Origin of the sequence: Rhizobium sp. R634 (genome assembly GCF_002211305.1) — a bacterium.
Taxonomy (GTDB): Bacteria; Pseudomonadota; Alphaproteobacteria; order Rhizobiales; family Rhizobiaceae; genus Rhizobium.
Genome location: NZ_LOKW01000006.1, coordinates 50,495 through 69,453, shown reverse-complemented (window position 1 = coordinate 69,453; position 18,959 = coordinate 50,495). Strand labels below are relative to the sequence as shown.

Below are 18,959 nucleotides of genomic sequence, written 5' to 3'. Positions count from 1 at the left end.
CAGTGGCTTTTGCAAGTTTTCGAAAAGAACGGCGATAACCGCCTTGCGAAGAGGCAGCCTGCTTCGCTTAGAAAGCCGCAGTGCCTGATGTGGCGATCAAGTCGCAGGAGAGGCGAAGGCCGATGCGGTCGTGACAGAGTTCAGCGGCGCCGTCGGCGAGTTTCAGTTCGTCCGGAGCGGCGGCCCGCAGATAGGCCTGGGCGGCCGGATCGACACGTGTGGGGACGGCGGTCCAGAGCGAGGGGCGGCTGACGTCGAGCGCGGATATGCCGGCCTCTTCGTCGTCCAGGGTGCAGGAGGCGATCGCCATGCCGCTTGCCGTAAAGGCGATGGCAAGGGCGATATGGAGACAGAGATCTGCAGCCTCGCGCGGGGAAACGAACATTGCGGCCTCATGCTGCGGAATTGGCGTTCATCATCCTACTAAGGCAGGCAACGGCGGTGATCCAGCGGCTTCGGCCGTTAAGGTTTATGCGTAACCATGCAAGGTCCGCGTGCAGGTTTTTCAGAAATTTCGGAACAATGGTTCCAAAGGGCGGTTACGCAAAGGTCATCCAAGATGAAAATCAAAGGAGGATATCATCATGACCAAATCCCTTATTGCCGCCTCGCTGCTGGCGATCGGCATGGCATCGTCGGCCTTTGCCCAGTCGAATCCCGATCCCATCGGGCCGACCAATGGCGGCTCGACCGATCCGAGTTCGGGTAATTATTCGTCGGATTACACCAACAGCGACAATGGCATGCATCCCGTGCAGGTCGCTCCGGTCGACCCGACCACGACGCAGAGCATCGGCCGACCGCAAGCGATGGAATGCCCCGGCATGCCTCAGCAGATGTCCGGCGTCGACACCCGTGGCGGCCAAAGCGGCGCATCGATCAGTGAAGCCTGCCGCGAATACGACAACTGAGCAGGCCAACTCCCGCTTGCTTGAAAAGGCCGGTTCACGCCGGCCTTTTTTTCGTCCCGACAGAGATGAAAATCACCCCTTTCCGATGAAACTTTTGATCCGGGCGCTCCGTACATTCGTACGATGTCGCACAAACACGGGGAACGGCTTCATTGGCAAAGGACACGCCCAAACCGGTTATTCTATGGTTTCGCAAGGACTTGCGTCTCGACGACAACCAGGCTCTCAACGCCGCCCACATCTCCGGGCGGCCGATCATCCCGCTTTATATAAGGGAACCGGAGGGGACGGGCGCAGCACCGCTCGGGGCAGCGCAGGCATGGTGGCTGCACCATTCGCTCGAAGCACTCGATAAGTCGCTGCGCAAGCGGCACGGACGGTTGCTGCTGGCAAGCGGCCAGCCGCTCGAGGTGCTGCGCGCCCTTATCAAGCATACCAGCGCGGAAGCTGTCTTCTGGAATAGGCGCTACGATCCGCCGGGAGTGGCCATCGACATCGAGGTCAAGGCCGAGCTGGAAATGCAGGCGGTCGAGGCGAGAAGCTTTGGCGGCCAGCTTCTCCATGAACCGTCCAGGCTGATGACGGGCAGCGACACGCCCTATCGCGTCTATACTCCGTTCTGGCGCGCGCTGGAGAGCGCCGGCGAACCGGAGCCGCCGCTGAACGCGCCGTCCAAACTTCGGCTGGCATCAGGGCTTCCCGCATCGGAAAGTCTGGAGCGCTGGAAGCTGCTGCCGGGAAAGCCGAACTGGGCAAGGGATTTTGCCGATCTCTGGACGCCGGGCGAACAGGCTGCGCAGGAGAGGCTCACCGCCTTCGTCGAGGAGTCGCTCGACGGTTACAAGGAAAACCGCGACTTTCCCGCCAAGCAGGCGACATCCATGCTGTCGCCGCATCTGGCGCTCGGCGAGATCTCCCCTGCCCGCATTTGGGATGCGACCCGCGGCCTGTCGAAACGAGTACCAACGGCCGACATCGTGCATTTCCGCAAGGAGATTGCCTGGCGCGAATTCTCCTATCACCTGCTCTTTCATTTCCCGCGCCTTGCCTCCGCCAATTGGAACGATCGCTTCGACGGCTTCGAATGGCGCAACGATGACGCGGATTTCGAAGCATGGCGGCGCGGCATGACCGGCTATCCCATTGTCGATGCCGGCATGCGCCAGCTCTGGCGCCACGGCTGGATGCACAATCGCGTCCGGATGATTGTCGCCTCCTTCCTCATCAAGGATCTGATGATCGACTGGCGCCGGGGCGAAGCCTGGTTCCAGGATACGCTGGTCGATGCCGATCCGGCCAACAATGCGGCGAGTTGGCAATGGGTGGCCGGCTCGGGAGCGGACGCCTCGCCGTTCTTCCGCATCTTCAACCCGGTGCTGCAGGGCGAGAAATTCGATCCCGACGGCGATTATGTCAGGTCTTATGTGCCGGAGCTTCGGGCGCTCGGCGCAAAATACATTCACCGGCCATTCGAGGCGCCGAAGAGCACGCTCGATGCGGCCGGCGTCATCCTGGGCGAAACCTACCCAAAACCCATGGTCGATCACGCCCATGCCCGCAACCGGGCGCTTGCGGCCTATAAAGCGACGAGGGACGCCGCATGAACGCGCATTTTCGCCCCGCTCCGCGCCGGCTGAAGATCGCGGTGATCGGCTCCGGCATCTCGGGAGCCTCTGCCGCCTGGACGCTCAATCCCGTGCACGACGTAACACTCTTCGAGAGCCAGGCGCGGGCGGGCGGGCACACGGCAACTGTCGACGTGGATTACGACGGGTACCGGATTGCCGTCGATACCGGCTTCATCGTCTATAACGAAGCGAACTACCCCAATCTGACGGCGCTCTTTGCCGAACTCGGCATAGCCACGCATGCGAGCGACATGAGCTTTTCGCTCTCGCTCGACCGCGGCAAACTGGAATGGAGCGGCGGCGGGCTGTTTTCCATCTTCGCGCAGAAGCGCAATCTGCTTCGTCCGTCCTTCCTATGGATGATCCGCGAAATCCTGCGCTTCAACCGCATGTGCCTCGAAGACCGGGCCGCCGGCCATCTCGCCTCACGCTCGCTCGGCGACTATCTCGACTGGCGCGGTTTTTCGCCAGGCTTCACCAATAATTATCTCGTGCCGATGGCGGCCGCGATCTGGTCGGCGCCGTCGGCCCGCATGCTGCAGTTTCCCGCCGAGCACTTCGTCAATTTCTTCGACAATCACCGCCTGATCCATCGCCGGCAGCAACAGTGGCGCACGGTGACCGGCGGCAGCCGAACCTATCTCGACCGGCTGCTCCAGCCGCTTGGCGAGCGGGTGAAGCTTTCCTGCGGCGTGCGCGGGGCGATACGCTCAGAAGACGGCGTCAAGCTTATCGATGAAAGCGGCGGCGAACGCCTTTTCGACAAGGTGATCTTCGCCTGCCACAGCGATCAGACGACACGTTTGCTCGCCGATGCCACGCACCAGGAAAGCAGGCTGCTTGCCGCGATCCCCTACCAGCCAAACCGCGTCGTCCTTCACCGCGATGAGGCGCTGATGCCGCAACGACGCAAGGTCTGGGCCTCCTGGAACTATCTGCGCTCCAGCCATGAGGATGGAAGGGCAGGCGTCGCCGTGACCTACTGGATGAACCGGCTGCAGGGGATCGATCCCAAGTTTCCGTTGTTCGTGACGCTCAATCCGGACCGCGAGCCGGACGCCGGCAAGGTATTTGCGGAATTCACCTATGAGCACCCGCAATTTTCGGCCGAAGCCATGGCGGCGCAACGGACGCTCGCCGCCATTCAGGGGCAGAATAACTGCTACTTCGCCGGCGCCTGGACGGGATATGGATTCCACGAGGACGGGCTCGTATCCGGCCTTGCGGCGGCCGAGGCCCTGGGCGGGAGCATCCCTTGGCGGGCCGCACGGCCGCTCACCTGCGAACCCCAGCCGGAGGTGGCGGCATGAGCGGGCGAGGCAAAAGGCAGGGCGTTAGCGTCACCGGTAACGGCCCGCCGCCGGATGCCGCGGCGGCACTCTACGCCGGCGACATCATGCATCAACGGATGAAACCCTTCGGCCATCGCTTCCGCTATCGGGTATTCTCTTTGCTTATCGATCTCGACCGGCTGGACGAGGCCGGCCGTCTGTCGGCCTTGTTTTCCGTCAACCGGCGCAATCTCGTCTCGTTTCATGAGAAAGACCATGCCGATGACGAGAGCCTAACGCTGCGCGCCTATGCCGACCGGCTGCTCGCCGCGGCAGGCCTCGATCGGGCGGCAAGGATATTGCTCGTCTGCTATCCCCGCATCATCGGTTATGTCTTCAACCCGCTCTCCGTCTACCATGCCTATGATGCCGATGGCGGCCTCATCGCGATGATCTACGAGGTGCGCAACACCTTTGGCGAGAGGCATAGCTACGTCTGTCCGGTTGGCCGTGGCGAGATTTGGGAAGGTGGACTTCGCCAGAGCTGCGACAAGCGCTTTCACGTCTCGCCTTTCATCGGCATGGCTGCGCGCTACCATTTCCGTATGCTGCCGCCCGGGGCGGAAATCCGCTGGCGCATCCTCGAAACCGACAGCGAAGGCCCGCTCCTCTCGGCGACATTTTCCGGACGGCAGCTTCCCTTGACCAATGCCTCGCTACTGGCGCTGATGGCGCGCATCCCCTTCCTCACTTTCAAGATCGTGGCGGGTATCCACTGGGAGGCGCTGAAACTCTGGCTGAAAGGCATGCGGTATATCAGGCGCCCCGTGTCTCCGCCTGCCGTCAGCATCCACCGCCCCCCGCCGCTTGCGGAGGCGGCGGAATGACATTAGCTTTCTCTACAATGGCCGGAGGCCGCCCGAGAACATCGTTACGGATGGATCGTCGTCCCTCACCGGCAAAAAGAATGCGGGAGGAGGAAGATGCGCAAGACGCAGGACTGGAATCTGCTGGCCCGTGACGCGGTGACGCTGACGGCCGAAAACATATCCCGCCTCGTGAAGGGTCTGCCGTTCAAGGCAAAGCTCGCGCTGCGCGGACTTCTGCGCATGCAGTACGGCTCACTTGCCGTCACCCTGCCCGATGGCCGCAGGCTGCTGATCGAGGGAAAGAAGGCTGGGCCGAAGGCGGCACTCAGCCTCAACAACTGGAACCTTGCCTATCGGGCGCTGACGAGCGGAACGATCGGCGTTGCCGAAACTTATATGGACGGCGACTGGGACAGCCCTGATATCGCGGCATTCCTCGAACTCTTCCTCGTCAACGGCGAGGCCGCGTATAGCTATGCGCACGGCAAACGCGGCGTCAGCCGCCTCGTCGAGCGCGTCCGACACTGGATGAACGCCAATACCAAGATGGGCTCGAAGCGCAACATCTCCGCTCACTACGATCTCGGCAACGATTTCTACAGGCAATGGCTCGATCCGAGCATGACATATTCCTCTGCGCTCTATTCGACCGGCGCCAACGACCTGCAATCGGCCCAGAACGCCAAGTACCGGGCGCTTGCCGAGGCGACCGGCATCCGGCCAGGCGATCATGTGCTGGAGATCGGCTGCGGCTGGGGCGGTTTTGCCGAATTCGCCGCAAGCGAGCTGAACTGCAAGGTGACCGGCCTGACGATCAGCCGGGAGCAGCTCGCCTTTGCCAGGGAGCGCATCCAGAAGGCCGGCCTCGACGATCGCGTCGAATTCCGCTTCCAGGATTATCGCGACGAGGCCGGGCTCTACGACCGGATCGTCTCGATCGAGATGTTCGAAGCGGTCGGCGAGAAATACTGGCCGTCCTACTTTTCCAAGCTCCGGCAATGCCTGAAGCCCGGCGGCAAGGCCGGCCTGCAGATCATCACGATCAGGCCCGAAGCCTTCGACCAGTATCGCAGCAATCCCGACTTCATTCAGAAATATGTCTTCCCCGGCGGCATGCTGCCGACGCGCAACCACCTCGCCGAGCTCGCCGGCAAAGTCGATTTGTCACTGGTCAGGGACTTCGGTTTCGGACTCGATTATGCCCGCACACTTGCCGAATGGCGCGAGCGCTTCTGGTCGGTCTGGGAGCGCATCCGTCCGATGGGTTTCGACGAACGTTTCAAGCGGCTCTGGGAATTCTATCTGTTCTATTGCGAGGCCGGCTTCCGCGCCCGCAATATCGATGTGCGTCAGGTGGTGTTCTCACGCCGCTGATCATTTCGCCGGATGCGGCGTCACCGGATGGCGACCAGCCGTCGAGGGCCGCTCCCGCCAGCCGGTGATGCGGTTGACCAGCGCGAAATAAGCGCCATAGGGCAACAACCGCATCAGCTTAAACAGAATGGTGAAGCGCTTCGGGAAGGTGATCTCGAAGGCCTGCGATTTCAAACCGACGGCGATTTGCCGGGCGGCGTCTTCGGCCGATATCAGGGCCGGCATCGGAAAAGCGTTCTTTCTCGTCGCCGGCGTATCGACGAAACCCGGGCTGACGAGCTGGATGCGGATCCCCATCTTGTCGAGATCGAATTTTAGGCTTTCCGCCATGTTGATCAGCGCCGCCTTGGTGGCGCCATAGGCGGCACTCGTCGGCAGGCCGCCATAGCCGGTGACGGAGGATACGATGGCGATCTGCCCCTGCCCTTTCGCCTTCATATGGCGGATTGCCGGCAGCAGACAGTTGACGACGCCGGAAAGATTGACAGCGAAACTCTTTTCGAAATCGGCGCGGTTCAGCTCCTCCGCATGGACCGGCAGATAGACACCGGCATTGAGGATCGCCATGGCGAGCGTCCCGTGCTCGTACTCGATCGAGGCCATGACATGCTCCATGTCCTCGGCATCGGTGACGTCGCCGTCGAGCACGATGATGCTGCCGGAAAGGCCGCTGGCCTCGGCCTGCAATTCGACCAGTTTTTCATGGCTTCTGGCGGTGACGGCGACCTTGTATCCCTCCGAGGCGAGCGTCAGCGCCAGTGCGCGGCCGATCCCCGAGCTCGCGCCTGAGATCCAGACGATTCCATGTTCGGGACGGGCAATGAAATCACGCATGACATGCTCCTCCTGCTCTGCCTCATCAATGCGGAACCAGATCCGGAAGTTCTTCTACCCTCCGGATTTACGGCTTTATCACACCATTGTGGCTGCTTTTCAGCCGATCAGGTCGCCGATCATCTGACGGAAGGATCCTGTGAGCGTGACCGGCCCGTCTGACACGGCAAAAGCGATGCAGGGCCTGTCCTTTTCGGCGACCGGGCGATGGTCGACCGTCTCGTCGGCAATGGAGATGTCGCCGGGGCCGAAACGGCCGCGTTCATCATGGAAGGCCCCGTCGAGAACGAGGATCAGTTCCATGCCCTTGTGGGTGTGGGCCGGCAAGACGCGTCCGGGACGGATCCACATCAGGCTGACCTCGCAGCCATCCATGTCGAGCGAATATTCCTTCAAACCCGGAAGCCGTCTGCGCCAGGGCACATCGTCGACTTCAAAGCCGACAAAGTCGCGCATTGTGCGTGGGAACAATGCGTGCTCCGGCCGCGCGCCGGCCGGCGGCTCGGCCACGGGGGAAGCGGAGGTGAAAATTGCCGCAAGCCGCCGATCGCGATCGTCGATCGCGGCTTCGGGCGCAATTTCCAGGGCTTCCCCGGCAAGCAGCTCGAGACTTTTCACCAGGCTGCGATTGTCCGGCTTCATTTCGAGATGAGAGCGCACCAGCACGCGAGCGGGTTCCGGCAGAGAGCCGGCGACATAACGCGCCATCAATGCATCGATCGTGTCGATATGTTCGTGAACCATGTCGGTTTCGGTCACGCCTCGTTGTCGCGCTGCGTTTCGCTTTTCCATCATCCGTACGGGGAAAGTCAATCTTCGGATCACCCGGACGCGGCTTGATCGCCGGCCGCACGTCATTTCGGGGATGGAAAGCGAAATTTTATCGCGTGCGAGGAAGGCATGGAATAGCATTTCTTGCCAACACAGCCTTGTGAAGGGAAAAGACCGTTCCTAAAGTAAGAGTTCGAAAGAGGCAGATTCTATGACCTTCCATCCCTCCGTCCTCGAAGCCATCGGCAATACGCCCCTGATCAAACTCAAGGGCGCGTCAGCGGCGACTGGTTGCACCATTCTCGGCAAGGCGGAGTTCCTCAACCCCGGCCAGTCGGTGAAGGATCGCGCCGCGCTCTACATCATCCGCGACGCGGAGCGGAAAGGCCTGCTTCGGCCCGGCGGCGTCATCGTCGAAGGCACGGCCGGCAATACCGGCATCGGCCTGACGCTGGTCGCCAAGGCGCTCGGCTATCGCACCGTCATCGTCATTCCGGAAACGCAGAGCCAGGAGAAGAAGGACGCGCTGAAACTGCTCGGCGCCGAACTCGTCGAAGTGCCCGCCGTTCCCTACAGGAACCCGAACAACTATGTGAAGGTATCGGGGCGGCTTGCCGAGCAAATGGCGAAGACCGAGCCGAACGGGGCGATCTGGGCAAACCAGTTCGACAACGTCGCCAACCGCCAGGCGCACGTCGAAACCACCGCGCCGGAAATCTGGCGGGGCACCGACGGCAAGATCGACGGCTTCATCTGCTCCGTCGGCTCGGGCGGCACGCTGGCGGGCGTCGCAGCTGGCCTCAAGGCGTTCAAGCCTGATGTCAAGATCGGCATCGCCGATCCCGATGGCGCGGCCCTCTTTGAATTCTATCAGAACGGCACGCTGAGATCCGAGGGCTCCTCGATCACCGAAGGCATCGGCCAGGGCCGCATCACCGCCAATCTCGAAGGCTTCACACCTGATTTCTCCTACCGGATTTCCGACGCCGAAGCGCTTCCCTATCTCTTCGACCTCGTTGAGAACGAGGGCCTGTGCCTTGGCGGATCGACGGCGATCAACATTGCCGGCGCGGTCAATCTCGCCAGGGATCTCGGCCCCGGCCATACGGTGGTGACGATCCTCTGCGACTACGGCAATCGCTATCAGTCGAAGCTCTTCAACCCGGACTTCCTGAAGTCGAAGGGTCTGCCCGTTCCGGGCTGGATGGCCAAGTCGTCCGAGATCGACGTTCCCTACGAGCCCGTGTGAGACACATGCCCGTCAATGCCCTCTACCGTGACGATTTCTATCTCTCGACATGCGAGGCGGTCGTCACCGCCATTCACGAGGATGGGGGCATTGAACTCGACCAGACCTGCTTCTATGCGACATCGGGCGGCCAGCCCGGCGATACCGGGGAGCTCGAACGCGCCGACGGCAGCAAGATCGCGCTTGGCCTAACCAAGCACGGCGCAAGCAAGGACGTCATCATTCACGTGCCGCGCGACGGCGAGCCTCGGCCGGAAATCGGCGAGACGCTGGTGCTGCATATCGACTGGCCGCGCCGCTACCGGCTGATGCGCATGCATACGGCCTGCCACCTGCTTTCTGTCGTCTGCTCCTATCCGATCACGGGAGCCGCCGTCGGCGAGGAGGAAAGCCGGGTCGATTTCGACATGAGCGAGACGATCGACAAGGACGAGGTGACGGCCAGGCTGATGGAACTCGTCGGCCAGAACCATCCGGTGTACCTGCAGTGGATCACCGACGAAGAGCTTGTGGCCAACCCTGATATCGTCAAATCGAAGAATGTGCGCCCGCCCATAGGGCTCGGGCGCGTCAGCCTCGTCTGCATCGGCGAGAACTCCTCGATTGACAGCCAGCCCTGCGGCGGCACACATGTCTCCGAGACACAGGAAGTCGGCCAGATTCACATCGCCAAGATCGAGAAGAAGGGCAAGGAGAACCGGCGCTTCCGCATCCGCTTCGGCACGCCCGGCGACGAAGCCTGAACCATCGAGGGAGATCGCAATGAGTGAGACCAAAAGCCGTTTCGTCGTCTCTGCCGACTGGCTGCAGGCCGAACTCGGCAAGCCGGATCTGCGCATACTGGACGCCTCCTTCTATCTGCCGGCACAGAAGCGCGACGCTGACGCCGAATATGCGGCCGGTCATATTCCCGGTGCCATCCGCTTTGATCAGGACAAGATCGCCGACCATTCGACCTCGCTGCCGCACACGATCCCCTCGCCCGAATATTTCGCCGCAGAGGTCGGCAAGCTCGGCATCAGCGAGAAGGATCGCATCGTCGTCTACGACGGCATCGGCATGTTCGCCTCGCCGCGCGTCTGGTGGCTGTTCCGGGTGATGGGCGCCAAGAACGTCTTCGTGCTCGACGGTGGCCTCGACGGCTGGAAGGCCGAAGGCCGGCCGCTGGAAACCGCGGCGCCCAGCCATGCGCCGGCGACCTTCACGCCTGACTTCGACGAAAGCCGGGTGGTGACGCTCGATACGATGCGCGACATCGTCTCCAGCGGCGCGATGCAGATCGCCGATGCCCGTAGCGCAGGCCGATTCGCCGCCGCCGAGCCGGAGCCGCGCGCCGGCATGCGCTCCGGCCATATGCCCGGCGCCCGCAGCCTGCCTTCTGGCGTCTTTGCGAACCAGGGCCGCTTCAAATCACTGCCCGAACTCAAGCAGACGATCGAGGATGCCGGCATCGACCTTTCGAAGCCCGTCGTCACCTCCTGCGGATCGGGCATCACGGCAGCGATCATCACGCTGGCGCTGGAATCGCTCGGCCATCACGACAACAAGCTTTACGACGGTTCATGGAGCGAATGGGGCAGCCGTGAGGATACGCCCATCGTCACCGGTCCGCCGACGCCGGTCAAAGCCTGATCGCCATGGGGAAAACACCCGCTTCGCTCAAAGCACATATCACCCGGCTCGAAATGACGTCGGCGCCGAAGGCGAGCATGCCTGTGCCCGTCAATATCCAGACGGCGATCATGCGCGCGCCTGAGATACCCTTGCCCTTCTATCGCTACCTCTACCGTCAGGTGGGTGCGCGCTGGCAATGGGTGGACCGGCTGCGCATGAGCGACGAGCAGCTTGCCGGAACGCTGAACGACAGGCGCAACAATATCAGCGTTCTCTATGTGAACGGCGCGCCGGCCGGCTTCTACGAATATTTCTGCGAGGACGAGGATACGATCGAGCTCAGCCATTTCGGTCTGATCGAACACGCGCTCGGTCTCGGCATCGGCAAATGGTTCCTGCTGCAGGCGCTCTACGCCATCTGGGCGCTCAATCCGAAGCGAGTCACCACCACGACCAACAATCTCGACCATCCGCGCGCGTTGCAGCTCTACCAGATGTATGGCTTCTCGCCGGTTTCGACCGGCACCGGCATCGTGCGGCCGCTTAGCGACAAAGAGCTTCTGGAGCTTGCCCGGAAAAGCTGAGAGGTTGGTTCCCGGCCGTCCTTCATTCCTGTGTTTGTCACAGGAATCCAGCCACGGCGCGTCTGCGCCGTGAATGAAGCAATACTATAACGGAAAGTCTATCGCGCCCAAGGACTTGGGCGCACTGGATTCCTGTGACAAGCACAGGAAGGAGGAGAGGTAGAATTTCCACCAAACGTTGAGGAGCCGGCGACAAGCAGCGCGCAAGAAATGGGTGGCTTGGGCAGCTGCCTAGGTGCAGTTTCATAGCAATCATCAAGGAGATTTGCCATGACCGCCATTCGTTTTGCCGCCATGCCGACTGCCGATGCTAAGGCCCTCTGGAACGGCGGCCGCGACGCCTATGATAATCTGCCCGAGACAATGACATCAGACGGTGACGGCAACCCTTGCCGCCATTGCCTGCAGAATATCGAAGAGGGCGACGAGTTTCTGGTTTTCGCCTACAGGCCCTTCCCGAAGCTGCAGCCCTATGCCGAAACCGGGCCGATTTTCCTTCACAAACAGCCGTGCCGGCGTTACGCCGCCGAAGAGATCCAGCCGCCGATGTTGACGATGAGCCCCGACTTCATCGTCCGCGGCTACAGCGCCAAGGACCGCATCGTCTACGGCACCGGCGCGGTGACTGAGATCGCCGACATTCCGGCCTATGCCGAGACGTTGCTCGCGCGGCCCGACATCGCCTATGTGCATGTGCGCTCGGCGCGCAACAACTGCTTCCAGTGCCGGATCGACAAGGCAAAGGCGCCGGCCTTTGCGGAGACCGACGCCCTCTCCTGACCTGGAGTCAGGAAGCTTACGCTACGTTCAGTACGCTTTCCGGCGCGAAGGCTTCGTAGCCGAGCGCCTCGGCGACCGGCTTGTTGGTGATGCGGCCCTTGTGCACGTTGAGGCCGTTCCTCAGATGCTTGTCTTCGGCGATGGCACGCAGGCCCCGATCGGCAAGCGCTAGGCCGTGGACGAGCGTCGCATTGTTCAGCGCATGCGCCGAGGTGACGGGCACGGCGCCCGGCATGTTGGCGACGCAATAATGCACCACGCCCTCGACCTCGTAGGTCGGATCGGAATGTGTCGTGGCATGCGAGGTCTCGAAGCAGCCGCCCTGGTCGATGGCGACGTCGACGATGACGGAGCCCTTCTTCATGCCGGACAACATCTCGCGGGTGACAAGCTTCGGAGCCGCAGCACCGGGGATCAGCACGGCGCCGATAACGAGATCGGCCGAAAAGACCTCCTCCTCCAGCGCCTGGATGCTGGAATAACGGGTGTGGATGCGGCCCGCGAAAATATCGTCGAGCTGACGCAGGCGCGGCAGCGACCTGTCGAGGATGCTGACATCGGCACCGAGGCCGGCGGCCATCCGCGCGGCGTGCAGACCGACGACACCGCCGCCGATGATCGCCACCTTGGCCGGCAGCACGCCGGGCACGCCGCCGAGGAGGACGCCGAGGCCGCCATTGGCCTTCTGCAGCGCGGTTGCGCCCGCCTGGATCGACAGGCGCCCCGCCACCTCGGACATCGGCGCCAGCAGCGGCAAGCCGCCGCGCTCGTCGGTCACCGTCTCATAAGCGATCGCGGTGACGCCGGAAGCGAGCAGGCCCTTGGTCTGATCCGGATCGGGTGCCAGATGCAGGTAAGTGTAGAGAAGCTGGCCGTCGCGAAGCTGCGCCCACTCGGAGGGCTGCGGCTCCTTGACCTTCACGATCATGTCGCATTTTTCGAAAATATCCTTGGCGGAAGCGGCGATCTTCGCGCCGGCCGCAGCATAGGCGGCGTCATCAGCGCCGATGCCGGCACCCGCCTTGGTCTCCACCCAGACTTCATGGCCATGGGCCACATATTCGCGCACCGAAGCCGGCGTCAGGCCGACGCGATATTCATGATTCTTGATTTCCTTCGGGCAACCGACACGCATGGGCGTTCCTCTCCTTTTGTCTCCGCGATTGCGGATCTCCTCTGAGGATGAATCCAATCATCAAGACCGCGAAATGTCCTTGCAAAGACGATTTGCAGAAATGCGATTTTTCGGAGATTATTGCGTCTTCAGCGTCTTTTTTCGAAAGTTCTACGAATGGCTGATCTCGACACCATCGATCTTGCGATTCTCAAGGTACTTCAGGCCGATGCGCGCATCACCAATGCCGAGCTTGCCGAAAGGATCGGACTGTCACCTTCTGCCTGTTCGCGCCGGCTCGACATTCTCGAGAGAAGCGGCGTCATCGATGGCTACCATGCACGGCTTTCGCACAAGGCGCTCGACTACAAGATGATCGCCATCGTGCATATCTCGCTCTCCGGCCAGTTCGCCAAGACGCTGGCGGAATTCGAGGCGGCGGTGAAGCTCTGCCCCAACGTGCTCGTCTGCTATCTGATGTCGGGCGAATATGACTATATCCTCAGGGTCGCCGCCCGCGATCTGGAAGATTACGAACGCATCCATCGCGACTGGCTGTCGGCCCTGCCCCACGTGGTCAAGATCAATTCGAGCTTCGCGCTCAGAGAAATCATCGACAGGCCAAATGTCGGACTTTGAGGCCTTGCATATTTGCCGAAAGCCTGCCCAGACTTTCGGTGCGCGCGGGCGTTTCCCGCTCATCGGCATATTATGACATCGAAGACTCACGGTTATATTTTCGCTCTTCTGGCGATCACCATCTTCTCTCTTCAGGACGCCATCTCGAAACATCTGGCGTCTGCCTACCCGCCGATCTTCGTGACGATGATCCGCTACTGGGCCTTCGCGCTGTTCACGATCATCCTCGCTTCGAAGATGCGCGGTGGGCTCAAAGCGACTGCCCGCACCGAACGCCCTGCCCTACAGGTAGTGCGCGGCGTGCTGCTTGCCGTCCAGGTGGTTCTGGCCATCACCTGTTTTGCCGTGATCGGCCTTGCCCGTTCACAAGCGATCTTTTCCGCCACGCCGATCCTGATCGCGCTGCTGTCGATGCCGATCCTCGGCGAGCGGGTCGGCTGGCGGCGGTGGATGGCCATCGGCGCCGGACTTTTCGGGGTGCTGCTGATCCTGAAGCCGGAAGGCGAGTTTTTCGATGTGAAACTGCTGCTGGCCATCATTTCCTGCTTCAACTTCGCCTTCTATGTCATCGCCACCCGTCTCGTCAGCCGCGACGATTCGTCGATGACCAGCTTCTTCTATACCGGCGTCATCGGCGGCATCGCGATGACCATCATCGGCCCGTTCTATTGGAGCTGGATGTCGCCCGGAGACTGGGGCTGGATGGCGCTCGTCTGCATGACCAGCATTTCCAGCCATTATTTCCTGATCCGCGCCTACGATCTCCTCGATGCCGCCGCCGTCCAGCCTCTAACCTATCTATCACTGGTCTACGCCTCGATTATCGGTGTGACGATCTATGACGAAACGCTCAGCCTCAACACGATCATCGGCTCGGTCATCGTCGTTGCCGCCGGCATCTTCACCATCTGGCGCGAGCATGTTGTGGGACGCAGGACGGCCGCCGCAGTCAAATGACGTTTCACTGCAATTTTAGCCAAGCCCCTAAAACCATTTCAATTTTCCGGCGCTATGCTCCCATCGCGATGTCCAAGGGAGATAGTATGACGCGCAACCTGAAAATTACGGCCCGGAAGGCCGACCGCAAAAACTGCCGTGTGTTCGGCAATATGAGATATCTGAACACCGAGGTGGATGTCCGCATCCTCAACCTCTCGGCAACAGGCGCCGCTCTGGAGACGAAGGGACCGGTTCACGCCGCCTCCGGCAGCAAGGTGCGGATCGAAGCGGAAAACCTCGGACTGCTGGAGGGCATCATCCGCTGGAAGCACAATGGCCGCGTCGGCATCCAGTTCGACGTGACCTCGAATGCACGCGCCCAGGTTTCCTCCTATTTCCGATTTTTCCATAAGGAAATACGGCCGGTGCTGGCGGTGCGTCCGCTGGTCAGACCGAATAGCGGCGGCGGCCGCCCGCCTCACTTGGCGACGTCGACGCTGAAATCATAAGGCTGCACCGTCTTGGCGCCGAAGGAGCGGCTGAGGTCGTTCCAGTAGCTGCGGTTGACGTTGACGTCGAGGGTGACCGGGCCTTGAGTCTGCGGCAGCTTGGCATCCAGATTCCTGACATCGATGGCGGCGCTGTTGGCGTTGGCGCCTGACAGCACGATCATCTCCGTGCCGAGGGGCACGTTGACGGCGCCGGGCGCCGGGCTTGCTGAAAGGGGCTCGCTGGCGATGATCTGGCCGTCGCTGCCAAGGAATTTGATATCGCAGGTCTGACATTCGCCCTCAGTCCAGCCCGGATTGACCCTCAGTTCGACACGGGGCGGCAGCGAGCGATTGCCGTCCTGGGCATAGGCGGCACCGGCAATGGAAAAGAGGCTGGAGACCGGTTTGACTTCGATCGGCTTTGGGTTGACCGAACTGCCTTGCGCGGCCGCCATGATGAGAGCCGGCGCGCCGATGCCGAGGAGAAGCGCCTTCTGCAGTTGCTGCTCGCGGTAGATCAGAGCGATCGCGGCGCCGATGACGAAGAAGACCGTGATGGCGCCGAGCGCACAGGCAACAGAGATCCACGGATTTGCGGTGCTTGTCAGCCATTTCTCCACGTCGCCGCTGTAGAGCGCCTGCGCCTTATCGACCAAACTGGGCGCGGTGCCTCCGAAACCTCCGACCATTGCGATGACGACCCGGCTCATGATCCAGTCCCCCGATGGATGTCAGCCCGACGACTTTACCATAAATTGTATTTTAAAACCACGCCGCCTTTCGCCCGGATTGTTTTGCCGTCCCGTCATTTTTGAAGTGTACTCCTCGCCAAATCGTCCTAATTCTGACGGGCCGGACGATGCATGATCTTTGAAGGAGAGGTTTCCATGTCTTCCATTTTCGATGTCGGCGTCATGAGCCGCCGTTCCCTGCTCGGCGGTCTCGCCGCGACTTCCGCTCTGGTGCTGCTGCACCCCTTCAGCGCGCGGGCCAGCGCCAACCAGGCGCATCTCCGGCTGATGGAAACGACCGACATTCACGTCAACGTCTTCCCCTATGACTATTATGCCGACAAGCCGAACGACACGATGGGCCTTTCGCGCACCGGAACGATCATCGACAATATCCGCGCGGAAGCCGTCAACTCGCTGCTGATCGATAATGGCGACGTGCTGCAGGGCAATCCGATGGGCGACTATATGGCCTATCAGCACGGCATGAAGGACGGCGACGTCCATCCCGTCATCAAGGCAATGAACACGCTCGGCTATTCGGTCGGCACGCTCGGCAATCACGAGTTCAATTACGGCCTCGACTTCATGTTCAAGGTGCTTTCAGGCGCGAATTTCCCCTTTGTCTGCGCCAACCTGACCAAGGGCCAGCTCGCCTCGGATCCGAAGCAGGACGACCTGTTCTTCAAGCCCTACGTCATCCTGGAAAAGCAGATCAAGGACGGCGCCGGCAAGGAGAGCCCGGTCAAGATCGGCTTCATCGGCTTCGTGCCGCCGCAGATCATGCTCTGGGACGTCAGGAATCTCGAGGGCAAGGCGCAAACGCGCGATATCGTCGAGGCCGCCAAGGCCTGGGTTCCCGCCATGAAGGAAGCCGGCGCCGATATCGTCATCGCGCTCTCCCATTCCGGCATCGACGGAGCCGCGCCCTCCGAAAAGATGGAGAACGCTTCGCTGCATCTTGCCGCCGTCGAAGGGATCGACGCGATCTTCACCGGCCATCAGCATCTCGTCTTCCCCGGCCCGAAGAGCTGGGACGGTATCGCCAACGCCGACCCCGTCAAGGGCACGCTGCATGGCAAGCCCGCCGTGATGGCCGGCTTCTGGGGCTCGCATCTCGGCCTCATCGATCTGCTGCTCGAAAAGGACGGCAACAGCTGGAAGATCGTCGCCTTCACCTCGGAAGCACGGCCGATCTATCACCGCGACGACAAGAAGAAGGTGGTGGCCGACTACGCCGACAAGAAGGAAGTGGTCGAGGCCGCCAAGGCCGAGCACGAGGCGACGCTCGCCTATGTCCGCACCCCTGTCGGCAAGACCTCCGCGCCGCTCTATTCCTATTTTGCACTCGTCGCCGACGATCCCTCCGTCCAGGTCGTCAGCCAGGCTCAGACCTGGTACATCAAGCAGATGCTCGCCGACACCGAGTATAAGGATCTGCCGGTGCTTTCGGCCGCGGCCCCCTTCAAGGCCGGCGGGCGCGGCGGCGCGGATTATTACACCGACGTTCCGGCCGGCGACATCGCCATCAAGAACGTCGCCGACCTCTATCTCTATCCCAACACGGTCCAGGCCGTGGCGATAACCGGCGCTCAGGTGAAGAACTGGCTCGAAATGTCGGCCGGCATGTTCAATCACGTTCTCGCCGGCTCGAAGGATGCGCCGCTGCTCAACACCGACTTCCCGTCCTATAATTTCGACGTGATCGACGGCGTTACCTACCAGATCGATCTGTCGCAGCCGGCGAAATATGATTCATCCGGCAAGGCGATCAATCCCGACTCCAACCGGATCCAGAACCTGGCCTTCAACGGCAAGCCGATCGATCCGGCGCAGAAATTCGTCGTCGTCTCGAACAATTATCGCGCCGGCGGCGGCGGAAACTTCCCTGAGATTACGGCTGACAAGGTGATTTTCCAGGCGCCGGATACCAATCGCGACGTCATCGTCCGCTATGTCCATGAGCAGGGCACGATCAATCCGTCGGCGGACGCGAACTGGACCTTCAAGCCGCTTCCCGGCACGACAGTGACTTTCGAAAGCGGCCCGAAGGCGAAGCAGTTTCTCGCCGCGGTCAAGAGCGTCAAGATCGAGGAGGCCGGCGAAGGAGCCGACGGCTTCTCGAAGTTCAGACTGGTTCTTTAATCAGAGTGAGATGAATGAGGGCGCGGCATCGCGCCTTCATCATTCGGCCGCGAGCGGCGGGACCGTATCCCGCAACTCCGCCATCTCGGCATGGAAATCGGCCTGGTTCGGGCACTGGGAGAGCCGCGTGCGGAAGGCGTCGATCATCCAGCTGGCGGCTGGCCCGGGCGGGTTGGCGAGCTGGCGCATCGAATAGATGGCGTATTCGCCCTGTTCATAAGCTTCCAGATCGAGATGGACGAGCGCGCCGCTGCGCAGATCGTCATGCATGATGGAAGCCGGAAGACCGCCCCAACCAAGGCCGGCCTTGATGAGCTGGTGCTTCGTGGCGATATCGCTGACACGCCACGTCTTATAGGACAGAACATTGAAATCCCGCCCCTTCGTCCGTCCCGACGCGTCGGTGACGACGAGCTGTACTTCCTCGCGCACGTCGCCGAGCGTCAGCGGCCGGCCGATCGCGGCAAGCGGGTGGTTGGGCGCGGCAACGGGCAGCATGAAGGAATGGCCGATCCGTTCCGTGACGATCGAATCCTCCTGCTTGAGGACCGCGCCGCCGATACCGATCGTCGCCTTGCCGCTCAGAACGAGATCCATCACCATTCCGAGTTCGCCGACATTGAGGTTCAACGAAACCGATGGGAATTTTTCGCGGAATTCGTGGAGCACATCGACTACGGCCCGCGAGGGCACCATGACGCTGATGGCGACGAAAACTTCCGCTTCAAGCCCTTCCCGCAGACTCTTCACGCGCGCCCGCATGACCTGCAGATCGCCAAGTATGCGACGCGCTTCCTCCAACATCGCCTTTCCCGCTTCCGTCAGCTTTGGCTGGCGCGCGCCGGAGCGCTCGAAAAGCGGCATTTCAAGCTGGGCCTCCAGATTGGCGATCGTATAGCTGACGACCGATTGCGCGCGGTTCAGCACACGCGATGCGGCCGAGAAGCTGCCGGTCTCGGCGACCGTCAGAAACACCTGCAACTGATCCAGCGTCGGGTTCGGAAGCATTTTCCAT

The 18,959-nt window shown here is 61.6% G+C and carries 20 protein-coding genes; 14 read left to right on the top strand and 6 right to left on the bottom strand.

The features are described 5' to 3' along the window. Positions 1-67 precede the first annotated feature (67 nt). Positions 68-385: a hypothetical protein gene (locus ATY77_RS09815; RefSeq protein WP_088687168.1), complete on the bottom strand. Its 318-nt coding sequence runs from the start codon at positions 383-385 to the stop codon at positions 68-70. A gap of 199 nt (positions 386-584) precedes the next feature. Here ATY77_RS09815 and ATY77_RS09810 point away from each other — a divergent pair, with 199 nt between their 5' ends. The 5 genes from ATY77_RS09810 (at position 585) to ATY77_RS09790 (ending at position 6,053) form a co-directional block, all read left to right on the top strand. Continuing rightward, entirely contained in the window at positions 585-911 is a 327-nt protein-coding gene (locus ATY77_RS09810; RefSeq protein WP_088687167.1) for a hypothetical protein, read from the top strand. Positions 912-1,063: 152 nt separating this feature from the next. Beyond that, complete coding sequence (locus tag ATY77_RS09805; protein ID WP_088687166.1) at positions 1,064-2,515, top strand: deoxyribodipyrimidine photo-lyase; 1,452 nt, start codon at positions 1,064-1,066, stop codon at positions 2,513-2,515. Beyond that, positions 2,512-3,849 (top strand): FAD-dependent oxidoreductase, encoded by a 1,338-nt coding sequence (locus tag ATY77_RS09800; RefSeq protein WP_088687165.1) that lies wholly within the window; start codon positions 2,512-2,514, stop codon positions 3,847-3,849. Before ATY77_RS09805 ends, ATY77_RS09800 begins: the two co-directional genes overlap by 4 nt. Further along, positions 3,846-4,697 (top strand): DUF1365 domain-containing protein, encoded by an 852-nt coding sequence (locus ATY77_RS09795; protein ID WP_088687164.1) that lies wholly within the window; start codon positions 3,846-3,848, stop codon positions 4,695-4,697. Before ATY77_RS09800 ends, ATY77_RS09795 begins: the two co-directional genes overlap by 4 nt. 96 nt (positions 4,698-4,793) lie before the next feature. Further along, positions 4,794-6,053 (top strand): cyclopropane-fatty-acyl-phospholipid synthase family protein, encoded by a 1,260-nt coding sequence (locus ATY77_RS09790; RefSeq protein ID WP_088687163.1) that lies wholly within the window; start codon positions 4,794-4,796, stop codon positions 6,051-6,053. Here the strand turns inward: ATY77_RS09790 and ATY77_RS09785 are convergent, their stop codons facing one another. Both ATY77_RS09785 and ATY77_RS09780 read right to left on the bottom strand, forming a co-directional pair. After that, on the bottom strand, positions 6,054-6,887 hold the full coding sequence (locus tag ATY77_RS09785; RefSeq protein ID WP_088687162.1) for an SDR family NAD(P)-dependent oxidoreductase: 834 nt from the start codon (positions 6,885-6,887) through the stop codon (positions 6,054-6,056). 99 nt (positions 6,888-6,986) lie between these two features. Next, positions 6,987-7,646, bottom strand: a complete 660-nt coding sequence (locus ATY77_RS09780) for a ChrR family anti-sigma-E factor (RefSeq protein ID WP_190237613.1) — start codon at positions 7,644-7,646, stop codon at positions 6,987-6,989. A gap of 223 nt (positions 7,647-7,869) precedes the next feature. Between ATY77_RS09780 and ATY77_RS09775 the strand changes: the two genes are divergently transcribed. From ATY77_RS09775 to ATY77_RS09755, 5 genes are all read left to right on the top strand, one after another. Beyond that, positions 7,870-8,907 (top strand): cysteine synthase A, encoded by a 1,038-nt coding sequence (locus ATY77_RS09775; RefSeq protein WP_088687161.1) that lies wholly within the window; start codon positions 7,870-7,872, stop codon positions 8,905-8,907. A 5-nt stretch (positions 8,908-8,912) separates the two neighbouring features. Beyond that, positions 8,913-9,650 (top strand): alanyl-tRNA editing protein, encoded by a 738-nt coding sequence (locus tag ATY77_RS09770; RefSeq protein WP_088687160.1) that lies wholly within the window; start codon positions 8,913-8,915, stop codon positions 9,648-9,650. Positions 9,651-9,669: 19 nt separating this feature from the next. Further along, positions 9,670-10,539: a 3-mercaptopyruvate sulfurtransferase gene (gene sseA, locus ATY77_RS09765; RefSeq protein WP_088687159.1), complete on the top strand. Its 870-nt coding sequence runs from the start codon at positions 9,670-9,672 to the stop codon at positions 10,537-10,539. 5 nt (positions 10,540-10,544) lie between these two features. Further along, on the top strand, positions 10,545-11,105 hold the full coding sequence (locus ATY77_RS09760) for a GNAT family N-acetyltransferase (protein ID WP_088687158.1): 561 nt from the start codon (positions 10,545-10,547) through the stop codon (positions 11,103-11,105). 270 nt (positions 11,106-11,375) lie between these two features. Continuing rightward, positions 11,376-11,885, top strand: coding sequence for a DUF1203 domain-containing protein (locus ATY77_RS09755; RefSeq protein ID WP_088687157.1), 510 nt, complete (start codon positions 11,376-11,378; stop codon positions 11,883-11,885). Between the two features lie 16 nt (positions 11,886-11,901). Here the strand turns inward: ATY77_RS09755 and ald are convergent, their stop codons facing one another. Then, positions 11,902-13,020: an alanine dehydrogenase gene (gene ald, locus ATY77_RS09750; protein WP_088675245.1), complete on the bottom strand. Its 1,119-nt coding sequence runs from the start codon at positions 13,018-13,020 to the stop codon at positions 11,902-11,904. A gap of 156 nt (positions 13,021-13,176) precedes the next feature. On the opposite strand from ald, the gene ATY77_RS09745 reads away from it, so the two are divergent. The 3 genes from ATY77_RS09745 to ATY77_RS09735 all read left to right on the top strand — a co-directional run bounded on the left by ATY77_RS09745 (position 13,177) and on the right by ATY77_RS09735 (position 15,086). Next, a complete protein-coding gene (locus tag ATY77_RS09745) occupies positions 13,177-13,638 on the top strand; it encodes an Lrp/AsnC family transcriptional regulator (RefSeq protein ID WP_028757384.1) in 462 nt (153 codons plus the stop codon). Positions 13,639-13,710: 72 nt separating this feature from the next. Next, entirely contained in the window at positions 13,711-14,595 is an 885-nt protein-coding gene (locus ATY77_RS09740) for a DMT family transporter (RefSeq protein WP_088687156.1), read from the top strand. Between the two features lie 86 nt (positions 14,596-14,681). Continuing rightward, positions 14,682-15,086, top strand: a complete 405-nt coding sequence (locus ATY77_RS09735) for a PilZ domain-containing protein (protein ID WP_088687155.1) — start codon at positions 14,682-14,684, stop codon at positions 15,084-15,086. Here ATY77_RS09735 and ATY77_RS09730 read toward each other — a convergent pair. After that, positions 15,056-15,778, bottom strand: a complete 723-nt coding sequence (locus ATY77_RS09730) for a hypothetical protein (protein ID WP_088687154.1) — start codon at positions 15,776-15,778, stop codon at positions 15,056-15,058. The genes ATY77_RS09735 and ATY77_RS09730 overlap by 31 nt on opposite strands. 177 nt (positions 15,779-15,955) lie before the next feature. Here ATY77_RS09730 and ATY77_RS09725 point away from each other — a divergent pair, with 177 nt between their 5' ends. Continuing rightward, positions 15,956-17,944: a bifunctional 2',3'-cyclic-nucleotide 2'-phosphodiesterase/3'-nucleotidase gene (locus ATY77_RS09725; RefSeq protein WP_088687153.1), complete on the top strand. Its 1,989-nt coding sequence runs from the start codon at positions 15,956-15,958 to the stop codon at positions 17,942-17,944. 39 nt (positions 17,945-17,983) lie between these two features. Here ATY77_RS09725 and ATY77_RS09720 read toward each other — a convergent pair whose 3' ends face one another. Next, positions 17,984-18,952 carry a LysR family transcriptional regulator gene (locus tag ATY77_RS09720; protein ID WP_088687152.1) on the bottom strand — a complete coding sequence of 323 codons (969 nt, stop codon included), beginning with the start codon at positions 18,950-18,952 and terminating at the stop codon, positions 17,984-17,986. Positions 18,953-18,959: the final 7 nt, after the last annotated feature.

Coding starts and splice junctions, on each gene's coding strand:
- ATY77_RS09760 (WP_088687158.1), top strand. CDS start 10,545: ATGGGGAAAACACCCGCTTCGCTCAAAGCACATATCACCCGGCTCGAA.
- ATY77_RS09740 (WP_088687156.1), top strand. CDS start 13,711: ATGACATCGAAGACTCACGGTTATATTTTCGCTCTTCTGGCGATCACC.
- ATY77_RS09815 (WP_088687168.1), bottom strand. CDS start 385: ATGTTCGTTTCCCCGCGCGAGGCTGCAGATCTCTGTCTCCATATCGCC.
- ATY77_RS09735 (WP_088687155.1), top strand. CDS start 14,682: ATGACGCGCAACCTGAAAATTACGGCCCGGAAGGCCGACCGCAAAAAC.
- ATY77_RS09730 (WP_088687154.1), bottom strand. CDS start 15,778: ATGAGCCGGGTCGTCATCGCAATGGTCGGAGGTTTCGGAGGCACCGCG.
- ATY77_RS09770 (WP_088687160.1), top strand. CDS start 8,913: ATGCCCGTCAATGCCCTCTACCGTGACGATTTCTATCTCTCGACATGC.
- ATY77_RS09800 (WP_088687165.1), top strand. CDS start 2,512: ATGAACGCGCATTTTCGCCCCGCTCCGCGCCGGCTGAAGATCGCGGTG.
- ATY77_RS09785 (WP_088687162.1), bottom strand. CDS start 6,887: ATGCGTGATTTCATTGCCCGTCCCGAACATGGAATCGTCTGGATCTCA.
- ald (WP_088675245.1), bottom strand. CDS start 13,020: ATGCGTGTCGGTTGCCCGAAGGAAATCAAGAATCATGAATATCGCGTC.
- ATY77_RS09790 (WP_088687163.1), top strand. CDS start 4,794: ATGCGCAAGACGCAGGACTGGAATCTGCTGGCCCGTGACGCGGTGACG.
- ATY77_RS09755 (WP_088687157.1), top strand. CDS start 11,376: ATGACCGCCATTCGTTTTGCCGCCATGCCGACTGCCGATGCTAAGGCC.
- ATY77_RS09745 (WP_028757384.1), top strand. CDS start 13,177: ATGGCTGATCTCGACACCATCGATCTTGCGATTCTCAAGGTACTTCAG.
- ATY77_RS09775 (WP_088687161.1), top strand. CDS start 7,870: ATGACCTTCCATCCCTCCGTCCTCGAAGCCATCGGCAATACGCCCCTG.
- sseA (WP_088687159.1), top strand. CDS start 9,670: ATGAGTGAGACCAAAAGCCGTTTCGTCGTCTCTGCCGACTGGCTGCAG.
- ATY77_RS09795 (WP_088687164.1), top strand. CDS start 3,846: ATGAGCGGGCGAGGCAAAAGGCAGGGCGTTAGCGTCACCGGTAACGGC.
- ATY77_RS09725 (WP_088687153.1), top strand. CDS start 15,956: ATGTCTTCCATTTTCGATGTCGGCGTCATGAGCCGCCGTTCCCTGCTC.
- ATY77_RS09810 (WP_088687167.1), top strand. CDS start 585: ATGACCAAATCCCTTATTGCCGCCTCGCTGCTGGCGATCGGCATGGCA.
- ATY77_RS09720 (WP_088687152.1), bottom strand. CDS start 18,952: ATGCTTCCGAACCCGACGCTGGATCAGTTGCAGGTGTTTCTGACGGTC.